Consider the following 22,802-nt stretch of genomic DNA (forward strand, 5'->3'; position numbering starts at 1 on the left):
AAACAGCGTTTTAATTTGAGACGATTAGACAAATGAATGAGTCTCATGCTAAAGCTACTGTTTCTAACTTTAATACTTTAGGTATTTTATTCTAATCTGGTGCACTTACACGATATATTTATCGGCCCTGGCTTGGAGGTAATCGATTTCTTAATCCAAAAGAAGTTCAGGATTGCCTTCTGTTACATAACGCCGGGGTAAATAATCTGCAAGATTTAGAAATCGATATTTTAACTAGAAAGGAGGTTAACAGGATTTATTTCTCTAAAAAAAGGCCTTGTAGCGTATTTACGGCCTTTATGCCACACAGTGGACTGACCGGATATCTGATTTAGGTGTCTTGTTTTTGTGTCTCTTAACTAACCAAGTTACAATCAAAAAATTATGAAAACTAAACTACTTCACTTTTTATTAAGCTTTCTTTGTATTCTTTCTTTCACCGCCTGTCAGAAAGCGGCTCCAGAAACACCTCAGGACGAAACTTTCGATCTGCCGGATAAGCAACAGGTAAATGCATTTATTCCACCCCCCTCAGGTACCCTCATTGATAGTGGAATTTACAGGATACGTGGCATATCATCCCTTCCTGCTGGTCCGGTTGTAGAAGTTGCAGGAAATACAACCGCGGAAAATGCTAAAATTCAGCAATGGCCATGGTTCCCCAATAACGGGCAGAAATGGCGTTTGATTAAAGTTGATGCCACCTATTACAAATTGGTTAACCTAACAAGTAATAAGTGTCTATGGTCACCATCGGCTATTTCAGGTGACCAGCTTCTGCAACATACAGACGATGGTAGTGATGCACAACGTTGGTCGATAAGTTACTCAAGCGCTAATAATGCCTACGTGCTAACCAATAAAGCAACGGGAATGGCGATGGTAGTTGACCCGGCAAATTCAGGCTCTGGTACTAAAATAAAACAATTGAGTGCGGTCAGCGGCACCCAGGATAAGTTTCAGTTTACCAACCTAAACTTTCGGAACCCACTCGCATCGGGAAGCAGGGCAGACCCTTTCGTTGCACAGAAAGATGGGTTTTACTATTTCCTGTTTACTCAGGGTAGCAAGATATCCATTATAAAAACCCCATCGATGGCTCTGCTGAATAATTATCCGGTGACTACTGTATATACACCGCCTGCGGGTACCGCCTATTCACATGCCATATGGGCGCCAGAACTGTTTTTTATTTCCGGTAAATGGTACATATATTTTGCGGCAGACGATGGCGCAGATGCCAACCATCGCATGTATGTCCTGGAGAATGCCAGCGCTGATCCCACTGTGGGTACATGGACCTTCAAAGGAAAGATTTCTGATCCATCCGACCAGTGGGCCATAGATGGGACGGTGCTGACTGTCGGCAGTACTAATTACTTCGTCTGGTCAGGATGGGAAGACATCGCGACAAAATTCAAACAGTATCTATATTTGGCGCCAATGTCCAATCCGTGGACAATCAGCGGACCGCGTGTGAAAATCTCTTCGCCCACAAATACCTGGGAAAAATACGAATCATCAGGTACAGGGCTCGGGGTTAATGAAGGCCCAATTATGTTACAAAAAGATGCATCCAGTCCGATATTTATCATTTACTCGGGCAGCAGGTATGGAAGTGATAATTATTGTCTTGGACAGGTTCAACTTAAATCCGGAGGTAACCCTACTGTTACCGCAGATTGGATAAACAAAAAGCAGGTACTCACCAGGAATGATGCGGGAGGGGTATTTGGTCCAGGCCATAATGGTTTTTTTACAAGCAGTTACACTGATGGGAACGGAGTACTCCGTTCGGAAAACTGGGTAATTTACCATGCCCGGGGAACAGCTGCCAATCCCGGGGGAACAAGGACGCCCCGGATGCAAAAGTTTAGCTGGAATACTGACGGTTCACCAAATTTTGGCATCTCAGCTCCAATTAATGTAAACATTCCTATACCTATTGGAGAGTAAAGCTTCTTTTCGGTATCAGATATCCAATTAATACTTAAAATAAAACAGGGATGAGGATCAGGTGACTCTCCCTGTTTATTTTTTGGTATTTGTTAAAAATTTGTGAATAAGGGGCTAAACCACACAAGGGCATTTTGCATTCAGATGATTTTAATATGCCCATAACTGACTTCATCTCCTGCCTGGCATGCTGAATAAGAAATGAAAATCTTGTGCAAGAATCCTGCATGAAAACGTCCGAAAGCACTCAGTTAATGCAACAAAAAACTGTTGGGTTTTGTTAAAAACCTAAAGATCCCGTCGGTCTCTGATAGTAAAAACTGAACGACTTTGTAAAACTTCATTTCTTTGCACAAGAATCGTTTAGATGGATCCCATCTTTTTCCATTTTCTTGTCAATCCGCTGCAATGGTTGCTGCTGAAAAAAAGACCCTGATTCAACATGACGGCACTGAAAAAGTCCTTGTAAAAAAATGTTGTACTAAACATTGAGAAAAAATGGCAAATAAGGTCCTTTAGAATCGTCTAATTGCAGAATAAAATTTATAAGATCGTGAATATCGAAAAGAAAAGGGCTTATGAAATCAAAATTCATAAGCCCTTTTCAATGGCTAGTTTTTCAGTGCCCTCATTCAACATGAGGGCCTTTTTCACTATGCCTGCGGAAAAACTTTAACATTTCACCACAATTATGGTTTTATTTTATTCATCATCCTGCTTTCTTGATTTAGTAGTGTTGGCAGATGATGGGCCTTGAATTAATAACCTGGGTTTTGTTTTAATTTAGTAGTTCTGTTTAATTCGGACTGTGGTATAGGAAACAGATAATTTTTGTCTGCAAAGCCCCTGTTTTCTACTTGAAAAGAAGTGTATGTCAGTGTCGTACCGCTTTTGGTTATCTGTATTCCAGATACGGGTTTGTTAAAAAATTCTTCACCTTTTTTCCAGCGGCGCACATCAAAGAAGCGGTGTCCTTCAAAACATAGTTCTACGCGGCGTTCGTGCTGAATCCGCTCACGCATTTGCGATTGCGTCAAGCCTACGGGCAGTACTGGCATACCCGCGCGTACCCGAACCTGATTGATATAGAGATAAACATCACTTACCGGACCGGTCGCTTCATTCAAAGCTTCGGCGTAGTTCAATAATATTTCAGAATACCTGAATAATATCCAGGGACGGTTCCGGTTAACTGCTGCTGCACCAGAAGCCCATGCGGCGCTTTCTGAAAGAAACTTACGCAGGTAATAGCCGGTTTTAGTACTGTTGCTGTTAATTGGCGTGTTATCCCTACCACCCGTAAAAGTTTCAACCGCTCTGGATTTAAAGGATTGACCATTATAGATCACAAAAAGAGCAAGTCTAGGGTCACGTGCGCTAGCGCCTGTAGTGGAGTAAGGGTTAGATGCGGAAAATCCTGAGGTATTGTCCGAGATCGGTTTCCCACTTACCCTCATCTCAAACGCATTTACCAGGTCCTGCGTTGGATTGGTTCTTCCCCTGCCTTCGTAGCTTATCGGGGCATTGTTGCTTTCTATTGAGTTGGTCGCACTAACATTGGTGGCAAATATAACTTCTGGGCTATAATTGGATGATCCAACTGAAAAATCCCAAAGGTTGCCTAACTGGGCTAAAGGCAGGAGTGAATTTTTGTTCAGGTCTATAAGTTGCTTTGCAGCAGTGGCAGCAGCTGCCCATTTATTCAGTTCTCCACCCGTATTGTATAGTGGGCTGGCGGCATAAAGCAATACCCTTGATTTTAAAGCCAATGCAGCGCCGGCCGTTGCCCGGCCTTTATCTGCTGAACCAAGATCACCCTGGGATGCAGGTAGCACTTTTATGACCTCATCACAATCTGCAGTAATTTGTGCGACCACCTCATCTATAGTATTCCTAGGCAGGTCCAGGTCGTCTGTTGTGGTAAAAGAGCGTGTTGCAAGGATTATCTGACCGTATCGTTTCATGAGCTCAAAATGGTACATAGCCCTTAGAAAATAGGCTTCTCCCTTTAGTTTTGGAATGTCGCTTGCCGGTATAATGGCACTGGCAGAACTTTTTTCTAAAAATAGATTAGTCTTCCGGATGTTATTATACATATTGGTATATTGATCATCAATAGTGCGCAAAGCTCCCCAGGTTCCATTGTTGATAATATTTATCCTGGAGTTAACGTTGGAATTCACCGCCTCATCAGAGGCTGATGCTAACATTGCACCATCGCCATCCACATTGTAACCGTTGATAAGACCAGAGTAAGATGTATTTAAAAATCCCCTTGAATTCCGGTCAGAGTTCCAGACATCTTCTTCCCTGATACTTCCATCTGTATAGTCGAAACTCAGATAATCCTTTTTACATCCTAAAGAGAATAACAGGAATATAAATAGATACTTTGAATAATTTATGTAGTGATTTTTCATTGTTCGTTCTGTTTAGTGATCATTTAAAAGGCAACGCTTACACCCAGGGTGTAGGTTTTATAATAAGGATATGTTGTCCCTCTACCTGCAATGTTTACTTCCGGATCAACACCGATACCAAGGTCATTGGTTGTAAATAAATTTAATCCGCCAATGTAAAAACGTGCGCTGTTTACGCCCAGTTTTGTAGTCAGTGTCCCAGGCAGGTTCACACCGATTTCGACCGATTTTAATCGAAGGTAGTCAGCCGATCGCAGCCAGAAGTCAGAAAGCGCAGTGTTGTTTCCCCTGTCAGCTATACCAATACGTGGATATTTGGCGCTCGAGGCGGTTTGGGGGGTGTAACGGTCTAAGCTCAATTCATTGAACGAACTTGGTCCGCTGTTCACCAGGCCTTGTATGTTCAAAGTCCTTCCGAAAACACCCTGGAATTGAAATACAAGATCGATTAGACCATACCGGAGGTTTCCACCAAAACCATAGTAGGTATTCGGAAGGCCTGTTTTGTCCAGACGTACCTGGTCGTTATTGTCGATGATGCCATCCGGTATTCCCAGAGGCCCGCCAACATCTTTATATTTAATGTCTCCGGGTACTACTTTGCCAGCCAAGGTTTGCAGCGGACTGCTGTTAATCTCTGCCTGTGACTGGAAGAGGCCGTCTGAGAGAAATACCAGCTGAGCGCCAGCGATGTGGCCAATGCTTCGCTGATACTCCGGTAATCCGATCTGGCCATTCTGAGCCAGAATCTTACTTTTTGATAGCAATATATTACCATTGAAGTTAATCTTCAATTTTCCCAATTGTTTGGCGTAGGATACTGAGGCTTCCAGTCCACGGCTTTGTACAATCCCTCCATTCACTAAACCTGCCTCCTGACCGATAATATTTGGAAATACGTTTGCAGTTAAAATGTTGCTTCTTCGTGTTTGGAAAAAATCTGCGGATAAACCCAGCGAATTATTAAGTAAGCGTACGTCAAATCCCGTATTCAGCATTCGAACGGTTTCCCAGGTGATATCCTGATTGCCCAGATTAGCCTCTGATGCAGAATTGGTAGCTGTTGGGGTTGAACCAAAACTGTAGCCTCCGCTACTTAAGTTGCGGCTGTAAAAACTTTCAAAAGGGAACCGGGAGCCGCCAATGTCGCCGTTTCCGGCAGTTCCATATGATGCCCTGACCTTTAAATAATTGATAGCTGAGGCATTTTTTAGAAATGATTCCTCCGAGATTATCCAGGCCGCTGAACCTGCAGGAAAGAATCCGTAACGTCTGCCAGGCGCAAAATTTTCTGACCCAGAATACCCGGCTGTAAATCCAACAAAATATTTTTGCTTAAAGTTATAATCAATTCGGCCCGCAAGTCCTTGGTTACGATAATCCAACCGTTCCGGCGCCTTATCAGCAAAACGCTGACCTTTCAAAGATAAATTCAGGCTGTGGCTGCCTATGCTCTTTTCGTAATCAAAACCTGCCCAAAATTCGTTTTGCAGAGCATTATTGCCATAGGTTGTTGTCCGGTAAGCCACCGGGCTTGGAGTAAGATAGCTGACAGGCGGTGAAAGTGTTTGGTCGGTGACAGTGTATTGCTGAGTAAGTCCTGAGATATAGTTTCCCACCCCATCATAAGAACCGACAGCATTGAAAGATAGCCCAGATATCCAAAAATCCAGCTTTTGCCTGACGCTCAAGGTAGCGAGCAAGACCCTATTCTGGTCACTCACATATCCGCTTTGCTGTAATAAACCCGTCAGGTTTTTAGTGTATTGTGAGGTTCCGCCAAGTGTCCCGTCTGCATTTAAAATAGGATATGCATTAGGAGGTGTATTATAAATATTATTCATCACATCGCCCAGTCCGGTACCGGGCGAACGCCTGTTTTCTGTACGTACACCTGCATTGAGGCTTACGGTAAGATATTTATTTGCCTCAAAATCTATATTTCCACGGAAATTTAGTTTCTTAAAGCCGACATTTGAATTAAAACTGGGAGTCTCTGTATTTTTCAAAAAGCCCTGCTGATTTAAATAACTCACCGATGCAAAATATCTTACAGATTTTTTGCCGCCCCCCATTGAGAACGCATATCGCTGAATAGGCGCAACTTTTTTCAGGTATTCAGAAACATAATTATTATCAGGAAAACGGAAAGGCGAGGTGCCGTTACGGTAAGCATCCAGGGCCTCCTGGTTGAAGGGGGCCGCGGCCCCATCATTTAAGGATGCTTCATTGTAAAGTGAAGCATAATCATATGCATTAAGCGGACGGATCAGGTTTACGGCATTTTGAAAACCCACCTGGGCGTCAAAATGAATATAAGAGCGGAGCGGATCACCCTTTTTTGTGGAGACCATTACCACTCCGTTTCCGCCCCGAAGGCCATACCAGGCGAGCGTCGAGGCATCTTTTAGCACTGTAATGCTCTCAATTTCACTAATGTCCATGTCGCCGAAATCCCGCTCAGTACCATCAACAAAAATTCTTGCGGTAGTTGCTTCAAAGGAGTTAATACTCCGCATGAACACACTGGTAACCGTAGTGCCCGGCGCTGTACCAACCTGCGATTGGTATAGACCGGATAAGCGTCCGGAAAACAGATTTCGCAAGTCGTTGGTGGGCAACTGTGGAATATTATTGCTGTTAAGACTACTTACAGCACCTGATACCATCCTTTTTTTAAGGACTGCGTATGGAGTGGTTACGTTATCCTCTTCGCCTGCATCTACCTCTGCAGCTTTTAGCGTAATGTTTACTTTTAGCTCGCCGCCCAATATCTGCTGAGCAGTGAGATATCCAGGACTTTGCAAGATGAGCACATCACCGGCACTTCCCCTGATGGTAAATTCTCCCTTAGTGCCGGAAAAGACTTTGCCAGCCTTTTCCTGAATAAAAATTGACACCCCGGGCAGGGGTTTGTTGTAGGTATCAACGACTACCCCATTAAAAGAAATGACTTGTTTGTCTGCCTTTCCCTGCTGCGCAGCAGCCTGCCATACCGATAGGAACAGCAATGGAAACAGCAGTATATATTTGTTGAAAAATTTCATATGATTAGTTGGATTATTGTTTAAACAATTGCCATATATAATTTACCAGCCTGGATTTTGTAGTAAAATTCCTTTTGATTTATTAACCTCAGTGAGTGGGATAGGGTATAGGTACTGGCGTTCCTGAAAAGGCATTCGCTGATAGGCAGCTTCGACTGGTATTACTGTATAAGTAAAGCTTGTACCATTTCTAGCGACATTCATCGCATTTAATGGCTGTGATACCAGCTCTGGACCTTTTTTCCACCGCATGATATCCCACCAGCGGATATCTTCAAAAGCAAATTCAACTGCTCTTTCGTTTTGAATTCGGGTACGCATATCATTTTTGCTCAGTCCTACAGGTAAACCCGGCATGCCAACACGTGCCCTCACCATATTTATATTCTGGTATACTTCTGTGGTTGGACCATTGGCCTCGTTCAAAGCTTCTGCATAATTGAGCAGCACTTCTGCATATCGGAAATAAACATAATTGATCAAAGTTCTGGCAGTTGCACCGGCTCTATAAATTTCAGGCCATAATTTTTTACAGTAATATCGGGTACGCGTGAAGGTATTGGTGCCTATCCTAAAATCGGTTCCCCCTTCGTACATTTGGATCTGCCTGCCTTGCCAGGTCATATTATTATAAATAATATTTGCATAAAACCTCGGGTCCCGATTTGCATAAGGGTTTTGGGGATCATAACCCGAACCCGCCGCGTTTATCGGAGCACTACTTACAATAGGACCTGTAGGCGTCGCCCGTTTAACAGCTTCATAAAGGTCAACATGGTTCTGGGTTGGGTTAAGTAACCCTTGTGCGCCACCCGAAGCCGGTGACATCACAAAATCATTTAGAAATCCACCGATTTGTCTTGGTGCACGTACCTTGATCATGATATACTCAGGCGAGTTATCTACGTTTAACAAGCTATTATAGTCCGATTGAAGGGCATATTTGTTCATGTCAATAATCTCTTTGGATGCAGCAGCAGCTAAGCTCCACTTTACAGGATCCCCGGACGCATTATGTAATGGACTCGCATCGAGCATCAGTAGTTTTGCGCGCAACGCCTTCAGCGCTCCTACAGTAGGGCGGCCATATTCCCCTGGATCCCACTCGGCGACAGGGGAATAGTTTGCGGATGATTCAACTTTCAATATATCTTCCGCCTCTTTAAGATCTTTGAGTATGAATGCAAGCGTCTGCTCGTAACTGTTTCTTGGGAGGTCTATTTCTTCCGTTGGGGTGAAGGGCCTGTCAACGATAATCACGCCTCCATAACGCTTGATGAGTTCGAAATAAAACATCCCCCGTAGAAAAAGCATCTGCGCCTTGACAATTTGTGGATTGTAAGGGCTCCCGGCCCAGGGAACCTGATCTAGGTTTGTCAAAACCGTATTTACAATACGGATGCCCTGGTACATCCTGGTGTAGGTATTGGCTATATCTGTGCTGGCTACCAGGTAGTTTCCTGCCCATATAGCAGAAAGACTGTTCACCACTCCTGTTGCCTCATCGGTAAGCTGACCGGTTGTACCTTTATAGGTATCCTGCAAACGGCCATAATCATCAATCATGAAATTATAAGCGTTATCTGCAAAACGGGTGGTGAGTAGGGGATCTGAAAAAACTTTTTCTTCAGGCAGCGTCGTGCCCAGATCCAGTTGTAGAAAATCTTTTTTGCAACCACTCTGCCCTATTAAAAGAACTAATAAGCAACCGGTAAATATTTTCTTCATCATAACTTTAAAATTAGAATTGTACATTGATACTTAGGTTGTATACTTTGGATAAAGGGTAGACGTTTGAATTGGACAATCCGACCCCTGTAGCACTGTTTGCAATTTCAGGGTCGAGGCCTCCCTTGAACTTTGTCCAGGTGTAGAGGTTCTGGCCGGTTAACGATACCCTTATGTTTTCGACATTCAGCTTTTTCGAAAAGGCCGCCGGAACCTGATAGGCCACCTCCACATTCCGAAGTTTTACGTAACTCGAATTCTGAAGCAGGAAGGAATTAAGCACATAGCTCGGATTGTTGGGATAATTCGTCGGCTTGGCTACCGGCCAGCTAGCGGTTTGATTATCAGCCGGAGATTGCCACCTGCCAAGCATTGGCGTATAAACCTGCGCGCGTCCGGGATCATAAGGTAGCACCGCGGAATTTACATCAAAGGCGCCTTGAAAAAGTGCTGACAATGATAGCCCCTTATAGCTTAATGTGGGCTCCAAACCCAAGATGCCCTGAGGGATATCGGTTCCTCCAATAGCGAGCCTGTCCTGAGAGTCTACGGTACCATCGCCGTTGGTATCCTGGTACTTCAAATCGCCGGGAATTACCCGAACACCAGTAGCATTATTGACCGGGCTCGCTGCGATGTCTGCCGCATCCTGGTAAAAACCAATAACTTTGTAGCCGACAAACTGTCCTAAGCGGGTACCCAGAAGGCTTTGGTAGTCTGGCAGATTAAAAGCCTGATCATTAACAACAATTTTGTTTTGATAGCGCGAATACTGAATATTTACACCATAGTTGAATTCAGCGTGACGGCCGTTGTACGAAAGTTCCAGGTCAAAGCCTCTATTGTAATTTGCTCCATAGTTTACAATGGGCAGGGTAGCGCCGTAAATCAGTGGTGCCGAATTTGTTCGGCGCAGGGCAATTTGGGTACGGTCTTCATCATAAACGTCAGCTGTTAATTTTAAGCGGCTCTTAAAGAAGCTTGCTTCGATCCCCAGATCCCTTTTGACTGAGTTTTCCCAGGTAATATCTGGGTTTCCAAACTGACTTTGGAATACCACTGGATTTGCGGTGGCACTCGTACCATTTCCAAAATATACGATTGTATTTGCGCCCGATACTCCGCCGCTCGCATTTACCCCATTGCCACCATTGGTAAAGTTGCTATTATATAAAAAGCGCGTTTCTCCGGTAACAGCGGGATTGGAATATCCGGTTTTACCCCATGAGCCCCTAAGTTTCAAAAAAGATAACCATCGGATGTTTTTCATGAAGTTTTCCTCGCTTATATTGTATGCCGCTGAAACTGAAGGAAAGAAACCGTACCGCTTGCCGGCAGCGAAGTTTTCTGAACCGTTGTAAGCGCCGTTAAACTCTACAAAATACTTTCCCGCGTAGTTGTATTTAGTACTTAAAACGAGCCCTTGGTTTGCAAAAGGCGCATTAGCCACGTTCCGTTGGACGCCTCGCACTTCCCTTTGGGCGAGTGAAAGCACGGAAATCCGATGTTGGCCAAAATTCCTGTCATAGTTGAAACCTAGCTGGATATTGGTTTTGTTATAACCATCACGGCTGGTATTTACCCCTCCGAGATTATCATTGAAAAAACCTGGAAAAGGAATGATATTACCTGTTGCCTGCTCAACCTGATATTTCGCATAACTGCCCGATTGCGCTCTCACGCCAATAATGAAGGCATCCAGTCCCAATGTTCCTTTAAAACTTAATCCCTTGGTTATTACATCAAGTTTTTGATTCAGCACAAATACACTTTCTATTGTATTGTTGATCCTATTGAAATAACCGTTACGTGTCAGTTGTGAATATGGATTGAAAGTATTCACACCGATACGGGGATTTTCAATGTTGTTATACAGATCATCCAACGCGGCCAGTTCAGGTGTAGCCCTGCTTGTATATTCCGGAAAAAAAGGGACACCCCACGCCGGTATGGCTAAAAGTCTGCTGATTATGCCTGTTGTGCCACCGGTGTCGCCCGTACCAGCAGTGCCTCCCCGTATTCCGAATGTATCTTCAACTCGTCCACCAAACTTAATGCTGAACACCGTTGACTTAGATAGATTAAAATCTAAATTACTCCGGAAATTATAACGTGTAAAAGAGTTTGAAGTCCTATAGCCATTGATTGGCTGAAAATTTTTGAACATGCCATCTTCAAACAAATAACCAAGGGATATAAAAAAGGAAGCAAACTTACTTCCACCACTAAAGTTTAGGTTATGTTGCGTCCTCAACCAATTGTTTTTTGTAACGGCCTTGTACCAGTTTACGTCCGGATAGCGTAGCGGGTCAGAACCATCTTTGAATTTTATGAGTTCCGAATCCTGAAAGGTACGTTGGGCCTGGGTAAATAATCCAGCGGCAATTAAGTTGTTTTCTCCCTCTGTGTGGTAACTGGCTGCATCAAAAGCATTTACCGTATTTGGTAGCCCGGTCAAGCTTACCAGCCCCGCTCCTCCAGAGTAGGATACTCGAAATGCGCCCGCTTTGCCTACTTTTGTGGTGACCACGATCACGCCATTACCAGCTTTAATACCATATAGCGCCGTTGCGGATGCATCCTTTAAAACGCTGATGGATTCAATTTCATTGGGGTCAATATTTCCGAAGGAAGTTCGCTCAACACCGTCTACAATAATCAGTGCAGCCGAGTTGGAAGAAGAACGGCCCCGAATGAAAATATCTGCATCATTTTCTCCTGGAACGCCGCTGCCCTGTCGCGTTACAACTCCTGGAATTCGACCAATGAGTGCATTTGTCATATCTGCAACCGGGGTTTTAACAAGCTCTTTTCCTGACAGTGTGCTGTAGGCAGCAGTTTGTTCACTGCGTTTTTGTGTCGAACCAAAACCTAGAACAACGACCTCATCTAGATTGTTATCGACATTTACCAGTTTAATAATCATATTGGCACCCGCTGCTATTTCTAATGCGGAATAACCGATATAGGAAACCGTAAGTATTGCCCCCTGGGGAACCATGAAGCTAAAGGTACCGTCCGGAGCGGTGGTTACCCCACGAGAGGTGCCTTTTATTTTGATAGTGACACCGGGGATGGGCTGGCCTTTTTCATCAACCACTTTTCCGTTAGCAGTTATATCGGCCTTCTGGATGTTTTTTTCAGTATTAATTTCACGGAGGATTAAAAATCTGGTTTCCTTGGACAGGGGAAAGCCGGTTTTTGTCTTTATAATCTTGCTGTATACCGGAGACCAGGCACTGTTTAACAGCAACAGGGACATGGTGCAAGTCAGCATTAGAAAAAAATTCAAGCGCATCTTGACAAAATGGACTGGATAAATGAGTCCTTTTTTCATAATTTAAATCTCTTTAGGTTAGTAATTTGGTTAGGGTGCCGGGCAGACTGATTAGTACAGTTGGCGCAGGAGTCTAAAACGTACTCCGGGAATTTGATAGTAAATGTTAATTCATTGGCTTTGTTTTTTTGAGGTTTAGTATATGACTTATAGACTGATGATAATCCCATCGAATCCCACCAGAAAGTTTCCTTTTTTAAGACGGCTCAGCTTTTACTGATGCTTAAAAACATGTCTGTCTTTCGGTAAGAAGTGAAGATGGACCATGGGCATAATAGTATCTGGTTTATGGGAGCCAAATTAAAGAAGTGCCGGCCATAACTTTTACTCAATCACTTGACTAATCGTCTCATTTTAAACAGAAAAAGGCCATCCAAAATTAATGCGGATAGCCTTTGCATGCTTTTATTTATGATAACTTTCAGTGATGGCCCTGTTGTACTTGGAAAATATTTTTTTTGCCCGTTCAACTGCATTTCCATCTGCGAGTATCGGGTAATCTTTACGGTTATTTACCCATTCCCATTCCCAGGTTTTTATTTGCTGGGCGAAGGCTTTGGCATCCCATATTTTTTTACCCTGAATATCTAATGTCAGTGCCGCAAAAAACTGTTGCCAGCGGGGTTTGTAAAAATCGTTCAGCAACCCGCTCCATTGCCGGCAGGCATATTCATGTAAGATTGCATCCTTATCTCCCCAAAGGGTGATCAGGTTTTTTGCATTTTGCTCATATAAATCTTTCTCAGCTTTTGTTGTACCGCATTTGCGGGCATCAGCCACCCATTTACCAAGTAAAAAGTCTTGGTGTGATGCCAGAAGCCCATCTAAGTCTTCGATGAGTCTGATATACTCTTGAGTGTACATTTTGAATTTCTGTTCATCTTTAGACCGGTATGCACCAACCCATTTTTTTTGTAATACAAGTGCGTAGTTTGCTAGCACCTGCCTGCTCACATCTACTACATCAAACTGGTATCCCTCGCTGTCCTTAAGTTCATCAGCAGCAGATACCAATGCCTGCCATGCGGGTAAAATATCTTCGGGATTGTAATTGAGCTTCGTTCTTGCCCATTGAGTTGTACTGTCCAGAGTAGGTCTGGCCTGCAGAATAGACTCGGCGCCATCGCGTATGTACTTGTCTTTAGGCACCGTGTAAACCGTCTGGCGGAGCACCTCCCAGGCTCCCAGTGCCTGGGAATTGATTTTTCCATACCTGTTGCGCACATACTTCGGAAGCCACTCATTCAGGTTCACAGGAACGTTTTGCCAGGTATTGGCGGTAAATAGTTCATAGATGACAGGATTCTGTTCGATGCCCTCCATGGTAAGTCCTATTCCAGTTAATTTTCCTGAATTTTCGCTCTTCAATGCTTCGGCAGGTCCATTCGCCGCGCCTGTCATCCGGCCAAATAGATTGGTGTTTCCACCAAAATTATTCACCATAGACCATATCCATGGCTTGCCATAGAAGGCTTGGGTGCGTTTCCATATCGGCTCAACCTCAGCTGCAAGATCCAAAATGATCATCTTGTCATCCGGAACCGTCTTTAATAGCCCCTCTGTCTGGGGCTTTCCCCAAAATTTACGGTCTGCATAAAATAACCAGCCCTGCATCACCCAGACGGCGCTGCTGTCGGCTTGATGCATCGCATCATACACGCGGGCACTCAGTTTGCCCAAATAATCAGGATCGTTGGATGGTGGCTCGTTTTCATTAAAGGTATCTGCCGAATAATAATGATCAGTGCCCAAAAGCTGCGTTTGTTTTTCAAGAAACATTTTACCTATTCGGCTGAATAGGGGGTCTTCTGAATCCAGAATGTAGTTGTCTGCAAATCCATTGTTCCAGTTGGTCGTTTTAAGCTTTGCATTCGGGAATTTCCTGTTAAAAGCCGGAGGCACGTGCCCAGTGAATGCCGGTAGTACAGGTTTCATGCCTAGCGAACGCTGACGGGCGAGAATCTTTTGTTGCAAGGATGCATGGCTTTTCATCCACTCCAGCGGGAGTGGTCCACCCCAGGCATCCATATTTCCCATCCAAAACCAGGCAAAGTATGCCGGGCCGGTGAAAAAGTCTTTTAAATCCTCATCACTGAAACCAAGTTCCTTGTAAACCAGGTACCAGGTATATTCTTGTCCGGTAATGGCCAGAGGCATATTGATTCCATGTAAAGCCATCCAGTCTATCTCCTTTTCCCAGCGTGGCCAATCCCACCAGCTCATCGTATAATTGAAGGTACAGTAATTTAGATAGTAACGTAATTTATATGGGGTTTCTTTCGTAATTTTTTGTTTTAAAACCGGTAACTCCGCAGGCAATTTCAAGTTACTCCCGTTCCAGGTTACCTGACAATGAGCGTACTCAGTCAGGTAGTGATAAAGCGCCGAGGCGATAGCGCCTCCATTGTTACCGCGCAATATTATCTTGCCGTCCTGGCTTTCCAGCTCAAAGCGATCTGGTCCATTTGGGCTGTGTAACAGCTCTATCTTAAAAAAACCAAAATGATCAGGCAGTAGGCGCTTGATTAGTGCCGATGAGGCATCGATTGGTGTCTGCGCTTTGGATACAAGTAAGGAGAAAAACAAAATGAGCGTTAGCAGGGTAGTTTTAGATTTCATTTTCAGGGCTTATGGGATATAATATTGACTGAGCCAAATATAAAGTGCAGTATCACCGCCGAATTGCTCAAAAGTTTTACTAATCGTCTCATTTTTTATCATTAGCATAATCTTAACCTGTACGTAAGATTAAGCCTAACTCTTTTTAATGTTCGATCGAGGTTATCCGAAGGCATTTGTGCGTGCGACGCCTTTAATTAGGGGAAAATTCAATTATATTTGAGCAAACCATTTATGAACCGAACATTATTGTTTTATTTAATGACCCTTTGGGTTTGTTTTGCCCCATCTTCAACTAAGGGACAACCATATTATTTTAAGCATTACGAAACTGATGATGGGTTAGTGAACAACTCGGTCAATGCCATCACGCAGGATCATAATGGCTTTATGTGGATCGGCACCCGCGGAGGTCTCAACCGTTTTGATGGGTATACGTTTAAGGCCTTTAGTAACCAAATCAGCCAGCGCGGAAACCTTTGGAATAATTTTATCACTGCTATCGCTGAAGATAAAAAGGGAATGCTTTGGATTGGCACGGGCAAAGGTTTATTCATGTATAATCCTTTCACCGAAATCCTTACGCCATTGTTAATTGGACCTCAGGTTTATATTAACGGTTTTGTAATCGATGATCGTGATAATCTGTGGTTACTCGGACAAAACCGACTATATCTCTACAACCAGCGCAGCAAACAAATTGAAGATCTTAAGATACATGTATCACGAATTGCAAAAAATTTTGATGGTAATCTGCTACTGGGTAATTATGATGGTATGCTCTTTCGATGTGATACACGCACAAAAGCAGTTACACAGACCCGTGCCATTGATCCGCGCGTTGCACCAAATCTTCGCGCAATTACAGAGATTTATCCCATTAACCAAGAGGTTGTATTTATTGGCTATAAGCAAGGATTAATCACCTATAACCTTCAAACCAGGGAAACTAAATCTATTCCCTTAAAAAGTGATACGGATAACGGGGTGCTCGTCCGGGACATTTGCCTTAGTAAAGAAAACGAATACTGGATAGCAACTGAGAATGGTTTATACATATACGATTTAAAAAAGGATTCGCTAATCAGGCTTACCAAGAGACAAGGCGATCCTTATGCTATATCTGATAACTCCATTTATTCCCTTTTCAAAGACAAGGTCGGGGATATGTGGGTGGGCACATATTTCGGAGGATTAAATTATCATTCCCAGCAAAATGCCAGATTTGAAAAATTCTATCCAATTCCAATGAAAAATAGCTTGTCTGGGAACGCAATAAGTGAGGTATGGGACGATCATAGCCGTTTTTTGTACATTGGTACTGAGGATGGAGGGCTAAACCGTCTGGACAAAAAAACTAAAAAGATTATCAATTATACAGCAGATCCAAAGCACAACGGTGGTTTTTATTCCAATATTCATAGCCTGGCCGGGTTTGGTAATCAACTTTTTTTGGGTTCATATTTTCATGGAATGCAGATCATGGATCGTAAAAAGGGGAGGGTAACCGATATTTTTAAAGTCATCAATGAGCCGGGTGAGCATGGTAGTGATTTTGTGTTGAGCATTTGTTCCACACGGGATAAAAGTCTGATCGTAGGTACTACGGGTGATCATGGAGGTCTTTATCGTTACATTTCAAAAAAGAAAGCTTTCAGCCGTTTTAAACAAATCCCTCTTGGGTCAACAATCTATCATATTCTGGAAGACCACCAAGGGAAGCTATGGGCAGGACTTAAATCCCAAACCGCTGTCTATATTGATCCACAAACTGGCCAGTATGGTAAAATGGTATTTGGTGACCCTGCCAATGAGGCCTCGGTGCATTACATTTTGGAAGACAGCTCGCATGCGCTTTGGTTTTCAACAGTCGGTGCCGGGCTGATGAGGCTAGCACCTGATCGTAAGACCTTGAAGAAATTTACGATCAAGCAGGGTTTACCGAGCGATGTGCTTTTTGGTATGCTCGAAGATGATAAAAAACAGCTCTGGGTAGGTTCTAGCAATGGGTTGGTCTGCCTTGATCTGCGTACGGAAAAAATCAAAGTTTATACCCAGGCCAATGGCCTTATCACCAACCAGTTCAATTTCAATTCTGCCTGTAAAAGCATTGACGGAAAATTATACTTTGGATCGGTTAAAGGGCTTATCGCTTTCGATCCAGGGAAGTTGCATCAGCGTGATCCCGCGCCTGAAATTTCTTTCACCAGCTTACAAATAAATAACTCCGAAGTTAGTGCTGCTGGTCCAAATAGTCCGCTACGCCATGCGATCACTCATACAGACACCCTGATTTTAGGACCCGAACAGCGGAATTTCAGCATTGAATTTGCTTCATTAAATTTCAGCTCCGCGAAGGCCACCCGATATCAATACCGAATGAGGGGGCTGGACCGTGCCTGGTCCTATTCTAATACCAACCGTAAAGCTTATTTTACAGATCTTTCTCCAGGACGCTATACCTTAACGGTAAAAGCAAGCAGTAATGTGGGGACATGGGTTAGCAAGGAAAGAAGTTTATATATAGAAGTTTTGCCACCATTCTGGAGAAGCGAAGTCGCTTATCTACTCTACGTCTTTTTTACCTGTCTAATAATTTACTTAATATTCCACCAGTATCACACCTTTCAAAAGAAAAGGAATCTAGCGGAACTGAAGCTTTTTGAACATCAAAAGCAAAAGGAAATTTATCAGGCAAAGATAGAGTTCTTCACCCATATAGCCCATGAAATTCAGACCCCGCTTACCCTGATAAGTGTTCCGGTGACAAGGGTTTTAAAGCAAGCAGATGATTACCCGGCACTCAAAAAAAGCTTGTTGATGATTGGCAAATACACCAATCGCCTGGTTGATTTGACTCATCAGCTGCTGGATTTTCGGCAAACTGAAAAAGAAGAGTTTGGATTAAATTTTGTTAATGTCGATATTAATCAGCTGATTGGTGAACTTGTTGAATCTTATCATGATTTGGCCCTGGAGGATAACATCAGCCTCAAGTTTGAACTTCCAGAGGAAACTATCATCGCTTTTGTTGACCGTGAGGCATTCATCAAAATATGCAGTAACCTTATCAGTAACGCAGTTAAATATGCACGGTGTAAAGTTAACATCACTTTATGCGCACTAGCACAAAACCAGTTTTCGCTCATATTGGAAAATGATGGCAAAGCAATACCTGATGAATACCAGGAGAAAATATTCCAACCCTTCTTTAGGCTGAAGACAACCGAGAAAGCCGGAACTGGGATCGGACTTTCCCTGGCAAGGTCACTAACAGAATTGCATAGTGGGACCCTTATACTATCTTCTGGAAAAACAGATCAGATTATATTTGTTTTGACTTTGCCCCTGCATCAGCAACATGAGTTTAATTTAAGCACTTGGAAAAATATTTACCCGCATGAACAATAGTATTTTGGTTATCGATGACCATCTGGATTTGCTAACACTTATTGAAGACATTTTAAGCTGTGATTATAAAGTATATCTGGCACAGAATGCAGAGAAGGCTAAACTAATGTTAGACCAAGAAGTTGTTCATCTGATCATCTCCGATGTGATGATGCCTGGAATGGATGGATTTGAGCTTTGCAGGATGATAAAATCCAACGTGGCTTATTGTCATATACCAATCATACTGCTAACCTCAATGAGTGGTATACGTGCTCACATTAAGGGCTTGGAAAATGGTGCCGATGCCTATGTAAGTAAACCGTTCGCTGAAGAACTTCTAAAAATGCAGGTCGCGAGTTTGCTTTTAAACCGTTCAAAAATTAAAGATCACCTTGCAAGTGCGCCTTTTGCGGATGCCAGGGTCATGGCTCATTCCAAATCTGACGAAATCTTCCTTATGAAACTAAATGAGTTCATTAAAAAAAATATTAGAAACCCGAACCTCGATATGCTAACGCTGGCTGAACATATGTTTATGAGTAGGCCAACTTTCTACCGGAAGGTTAAGGCTTTATCATCCTTAACCCCAAAGGAACTCATTGACATTACCCGATTAAAAACAGCTGCTTTTCTAATCTCTGAAAACTGCTATACCCTACATGAAATAAGCATTATGGTAGGTTATAGTTCTCAAAGCCTATTTAGCCGGAATTTTCAGAAGTATTTTAAAATGAGCGCTTTGGAATATATTGGTTCTTTGCCTAAAGCAGATCGGACTTGTGGAGATGAGACCACAGGGGATGATTGAAAATTTAAAACCCAGCAAGGTCAGCTAGACTTGGCTCCTGCTTTATTTTTACCCCGAATCTTACTCAGCTATCCGCAAATTGTATTGTGCTCTCAATAACTATTGATTCAATCTAGAGCGCAGCATCAAGTCCACTTTTAGGAATGGGGGGTGTTCCTGCTTATACAATAAACTACGACCACAGTCTGGAAAAGCGAATTATGATCAGCTAGATTTAAAATAAGATTTCTCCAAAATACCGTATAAAATTTTTCTAACTGGAGCCGCTTCGAAATTCGAAAATCGGGTTTCAGCAGAGATGGCTTAATCAGTTTTTGTAGTGATTTGTCTATATTTAATATAGCTGTATGTCATTTATTTTTCTTTTCATTTAACATAGTTTTGTTATGGACAATTAATCAGGGCACGTGAGGAACTTTAATGAAGTTTTATCAGCATTGTCTTGAAAATTTAAAAATCCCCATCCACACTTTATATAGCTTAAAATGACCGATCCAAGATTTCCTGTATTAACCCAGACGCAGATTAACACATTAAAAGAATTTGGCACCATTATAACTTTTTCAGAGGAGACCCCACTGTTCAAAGTCGGCGATAATGATTACAGCTTCTATGTGGTATTAGATGGTAAGTTATGCGTGATGGACCCTAACAATGAAGATATAATCGTTACGCATGGAATTAACGAGTTTACAGGCGACAACAGCATGTTATCCAATAGGAGTATTCCATTCGATGCAGTGGCTGCAAAAGGTACAACAGTTCTGAAAATCGAGCCCAAGGTTTTAAAGGACGTGATCTCAAAACATAGTGGCATAAGTGACATACTTTTAGGGGCTTTCCTTCATAGACAGGAAATCATGTTGAAGGAATTTAGTGGGGGCATAAAGATTATTGGTTCAGAGCGATCCAGGGAAACTTACGATTTACGTGACTTTATGGAGAAAAACCACATCTGGCACTCATTCTTAAACATCGATAGTTCAGATGAAGCAAAACAGTTGTTGCAAAGCTTCAATCTTTCTGATGAGGATTTACCTATTCTTGTGAACATGTCCGGTGAAATTTACAAGAAGCCTGCTATAGCAGAACTTGCTAAACTCACTGGTGTACTCATTGAATTTGATGACAAAGTCTATGATGTGCTTGTGGTCGGTGCCGGGCCATCAGGCCTGGCAGCAAGTGTTTATGCGGCATCAGAGGGCCTTGCAGTAGTAACTATAGATGGCAATGCCCCTGGGGGACAGGCAGGCAAAAGTTCAAAAATTGAAAATTACTTGGGTTTCCCGACCGGAATATCCGGGAATGACCTTGCAAACAAAGCTTATATTCAAGCACAGAAATTTGGGTGCAACATTTCTATCCCACGAAAAGCAGTCAAATTAGAATACAATGACGGTTTTTTTACCTTATGTGCTTCAAACGATAAGAACATTAGGGCAAAGGCGGTTATTGCTGCTACTGGTGCGGAATACCAGCGTTTGCCATTGGAAAACACTGAGAAATTTGAAGGAAACGGAATTTTTTATTCCGCAACAGGTATGAATGCATCTGCCTGTAAAAATGAACAGGTAGGTGTTGTTGGAGGGGGGAATTCAGCTGGCCAGGCCGCGTTATTTCTCGCAGATCACGCATTTCAGGTTCACGTTATCATCCGTGGTGATGATCTTGGAGAAAAAATGAGTGATTATTTGGTTCAAAGAATTTACACCACTTCCAATATTATTGTCCATACAAATAGCAACATTGTTCAGCTAAATGGAAGCCATTATTTACAATCAGTAGTTCTTGATACACAAGGCCTGGCACAAACGATAGGCATTTCAAATTTATTCACATTTATAGGTGCAAAACCATGTACAGAATGGCTCAATGGACTCGTGTTAATGGATGATAAAGGATTTATCTATACTGGGAATGATGTTGAGCAAACTGCATTATCCGAATGTTCTGTTTTCAAGAAAAGAAAACCGCAGACACTCGAAGCGAGTATACCGGGATTTTTTGCCGTTGGTGATGTAAGGAAAGGTTCAGTAAAAAGAGTGGCCTCTGCAGTTGGCGAAGGGTCCATGGCCATCAGTCAAATCCATCAATATTTAGCCGAGCTTAAACTGTTCAAATAACGCAATTACAAATGGTTAATTTGATAACATCAGAATTAATACAAAGTGATGTAATCCGATTTCAGTGCTACCGCCTAGGAAAGGTAAACCGACGATACTTATACTGATCACCAAAAAAAGGAAAGAACCACTTTTATTGAAAGATAGGCGTTGTAGAGAGTACGTTGAGAAAAATAGGCGATATTAGGGTGCGCTTAAAATCATAAATATAACTAAACCGCTAAAAAATAACAAAAACAGAATTTGACCATAGATTGAGAGCCCAAAATGTGTAATCATTCAGGCTAAATAAGTAAAAACCTTCTAAGTGGTAACTAGCCCTAAACCAACGCCTTTGTTTAAGTGTCCAGATATAGCGGTTGAGGAATTTAAAACAGATTGATGTTTGTCCTTCAAAAGCGTTGACCTACCGGGGAGCTCAGACCAAATATTATAAAAAAAAGATTTTAACAACAGGTTCATAATATGACTTACTCTGTCTATTGCCGTCATTTGCAAATGGATGTTCATTAATATTTCGAATGCATACAACGGCTGAATATGGAATGGGAATAAAATTCAACATGATGAGCCATTAAGATATCAGGTTATGGATCTTTGATAAGAGAAGAAGTAATTTTAAAACCGAAAGCAGATTAATTGTTATGGAAATCAAAACGCAAATTGAAATTAATGCCACACCAGATAAAGTTTGGGCAATATTGACAGACTTTGAGAACTACAGGGATTGGAATCCCTTCATAAAAAGCATTACAGGCAAACCTGTGGTTGGCAATCGGATAACAGTAAGTATAGCCCCGCCAAATAGCAAGGTTATGACATTCAAACCAGTAGTATTGATCTTTAAAATAGACAAAGAATTTCGTTGGATAGGAAAGTTATTGTTTAAAGGTGTCTTTGATGGAGAACACAAGTTCGAACTTATAGATAACGCAAATGGAACCACGACCTTTAATCAATGTGAAAGCTTTAGTGGGATATTGGTAGGTTTGTTCAAAAAACAACTTGAAACCAATACCAGGGCAGGCTTTGAACAGATGAACGAAAATTTGAAGCAACAGGTAGAAACCAGCCTCAATACGCATGGTGGCTAGGGGAAAAAAATGTGCAGATGAAAGTTTTAAGCAAAAAGACACTTTTATTGTCCTATTGATGTAAGATAGGTGCTGTAGAAAGCGTCAAAAATGGCGGAGTTAGCCCATAAGATTCAATACATATTCTCCATCTGCGCAGGAGTACAATTGTATTAAAAGAACTTGTCTTTAAATTCTCTTCTTCCTGAAAATGTAGGATGGTCTTTGAAATGAATGGATAGGAGGGTAGAACGTATAGGAAGAGGCATAAGAACTCAACAGCTCAGAAAAGACGATG

General features: G+C 42.4%; 10 protein-coding genes. 5 read left to right on the forward strand and 5 right to left on the reverse strand.

Annotated elements, in window-relative coordinates; all coding sequences use genetic code 11:
- The first annotated feature begins 384 nt into the window (after positions 1 to 384).
- Entirely contained in the window at positions 385 to 1,956 is a 1,572-nt protein-coding gene (locus EZ456_RS04550) for a family 43 glycosylhydrolase (protein ID WP_131527742.1), read from the forward strand.
- Between the two features lie 758 nt (positions 1,957 to 2,714).
- On the opposite strand, the gene EZ456_RS04555 is transcribed toward EZ456_RS04550, so the two are convergent.
- The 5 genes from EZ456_RS04555 to EZ456_RS04575 all read right to left on the reverse strand — a co-directional run bounded on the left by EZ456_RS04555 (position 2,715) and on the right by EZ456_RS04575 (position 15,074).
- Positions 2,715 to 4,376: a RagB/SusD family nutrient uptake outer membrane protein gene (locus EZ456_RS04555; RefSeq protein WP_131527744.1), complete on the reverse strand. Its 1,662-nt coding sequence runs from the start codon at positions 4,374 to 4,376 to the stop codon at positions 2,715 to 2,717.
- Between the two features lie 23 nt (positions 4,377 to 4,399).
- Positions 4,400 to 7,423 carry a SusC/RagA family TonB-linked outer membrane protein gene (locus EZ456_RS04560; RefSeq protein ID WP_131527746.1) on the reverse strand — a complete coding sequence of 1,008 codons (3,024 nt, stop codon included), beginning with the start codon at positions 7,421 to 7,423 and terminating at the stop codon, positions 4,400 to 4,402.
- A 42-nt stretch (positions 7,424 to 7,465) separates the two neighbouring features.
- Positions 7,466 to 9,154, reverse strand: a complete 1,689-nt coding sequence (locus EZ456_RS04565) for a RagB/SusD family nutrient uptake outer membrane protein (protein ID WP_205945022.1) — start codon at positions 9,152 to 9,154, stop codon at positions 7,466 to 7,468.
- Positions 9,155 to 9,164: 10 nt separating this feature from the next.
- A complete protein-coding gene (locus tag EZ456_RS04570; protein ID WP_131527748.1) occupies positions 9,165 to 12,488 on the reverse strand; it encodes a SusC/RagA family TonB-linked outer membrane protein in 3,324 nt (1,107 codons plus the stop codon).
- A gap of 405 nt (positions 12,489 to 12,893) precedes the next feature.
- Positions 12,894 to 15,074, reverse strand: a complete 2,181-nt coding sequence (locus EZ456_RS04575; protein WP_225876466.1) for an alpha-N-acetylglucosaminidase — start codon at positions 15,072 to 15,074, stop codon at positions 12,894 to 12,896.
- Positions 15,075 to 15,341: 267 nt separating this feature from the next.
- Between EZ456_RS04575 and EZ456_RS04580 the strand changes: the two genes are divergently transcribed.
- From EZ456_RS04580 to EZ456_RS04595, 4 genes are all read left to right on the forward strand, one after another.
- On the forward strand, positions 15,342 to 18,518 hold the full coding sequence (locus tag EZ456_RS04580) for a ligand-binding sensor domain-containing protein (protein ID WP_131527752.1): 3,177 nt from the start codon (positions 15,342 to 15,344) through the stop codon (positions 18,516 to 18,518).
- Positions 18,508 to 19,308, forward strand: a complete 801-nt coding sequence (locus EZ456_RS04585) for a response regulator transcription factor (RefSeq protein WP_131527754.1) — start codon at positions 18,508 to 18,510, stop codon at positions 19,306 to 19,308. Before EZ456_RS04580 ends, EZ456_RS04585 begins: the two co-directional genes overlap by 11 nt.
- 485 nt (positions 19,309 to 19,793) lie before the next feature.
- Positions 19,794 to 21,431 (forward strand): FAD-dependent oxidoreductase, encoded by a 1,638-nt coding sequence (locus EZ456_RS04590; RefSeq protein WP_131527756.1) that lies wholly within the window; start codon positions 19,794 to 19,796, stop codon positions 21,429 to 21,431.
- A 644-nt stretch (positions 21,432 to 22,075) separates the two neighbouring features.
- Complete coding sequence (locus tag EZ456_RS04595; RefSeq protein ID WP_131527758.1) at positions 22,076 to 22,525, forward strand: SRPBCC domain-containing protein; 450 nt, start codon at positions 22,076 to 22,078, stop codon at positions 22,523 to 22,525.
- Positions 22,526 to 22,802: the final 277 nt, after the last annotated feature.

It is taken from the genome of Pedobacter psychrodurus (assembly GCF_004331735.1).
Classification (GTDB): Bacteria; Bacteroidota; Bacteroidia; order Sphingobacteriales; family Sphingobacteriaceae; genus Pedobacter; species Pedobacter psychrodurus.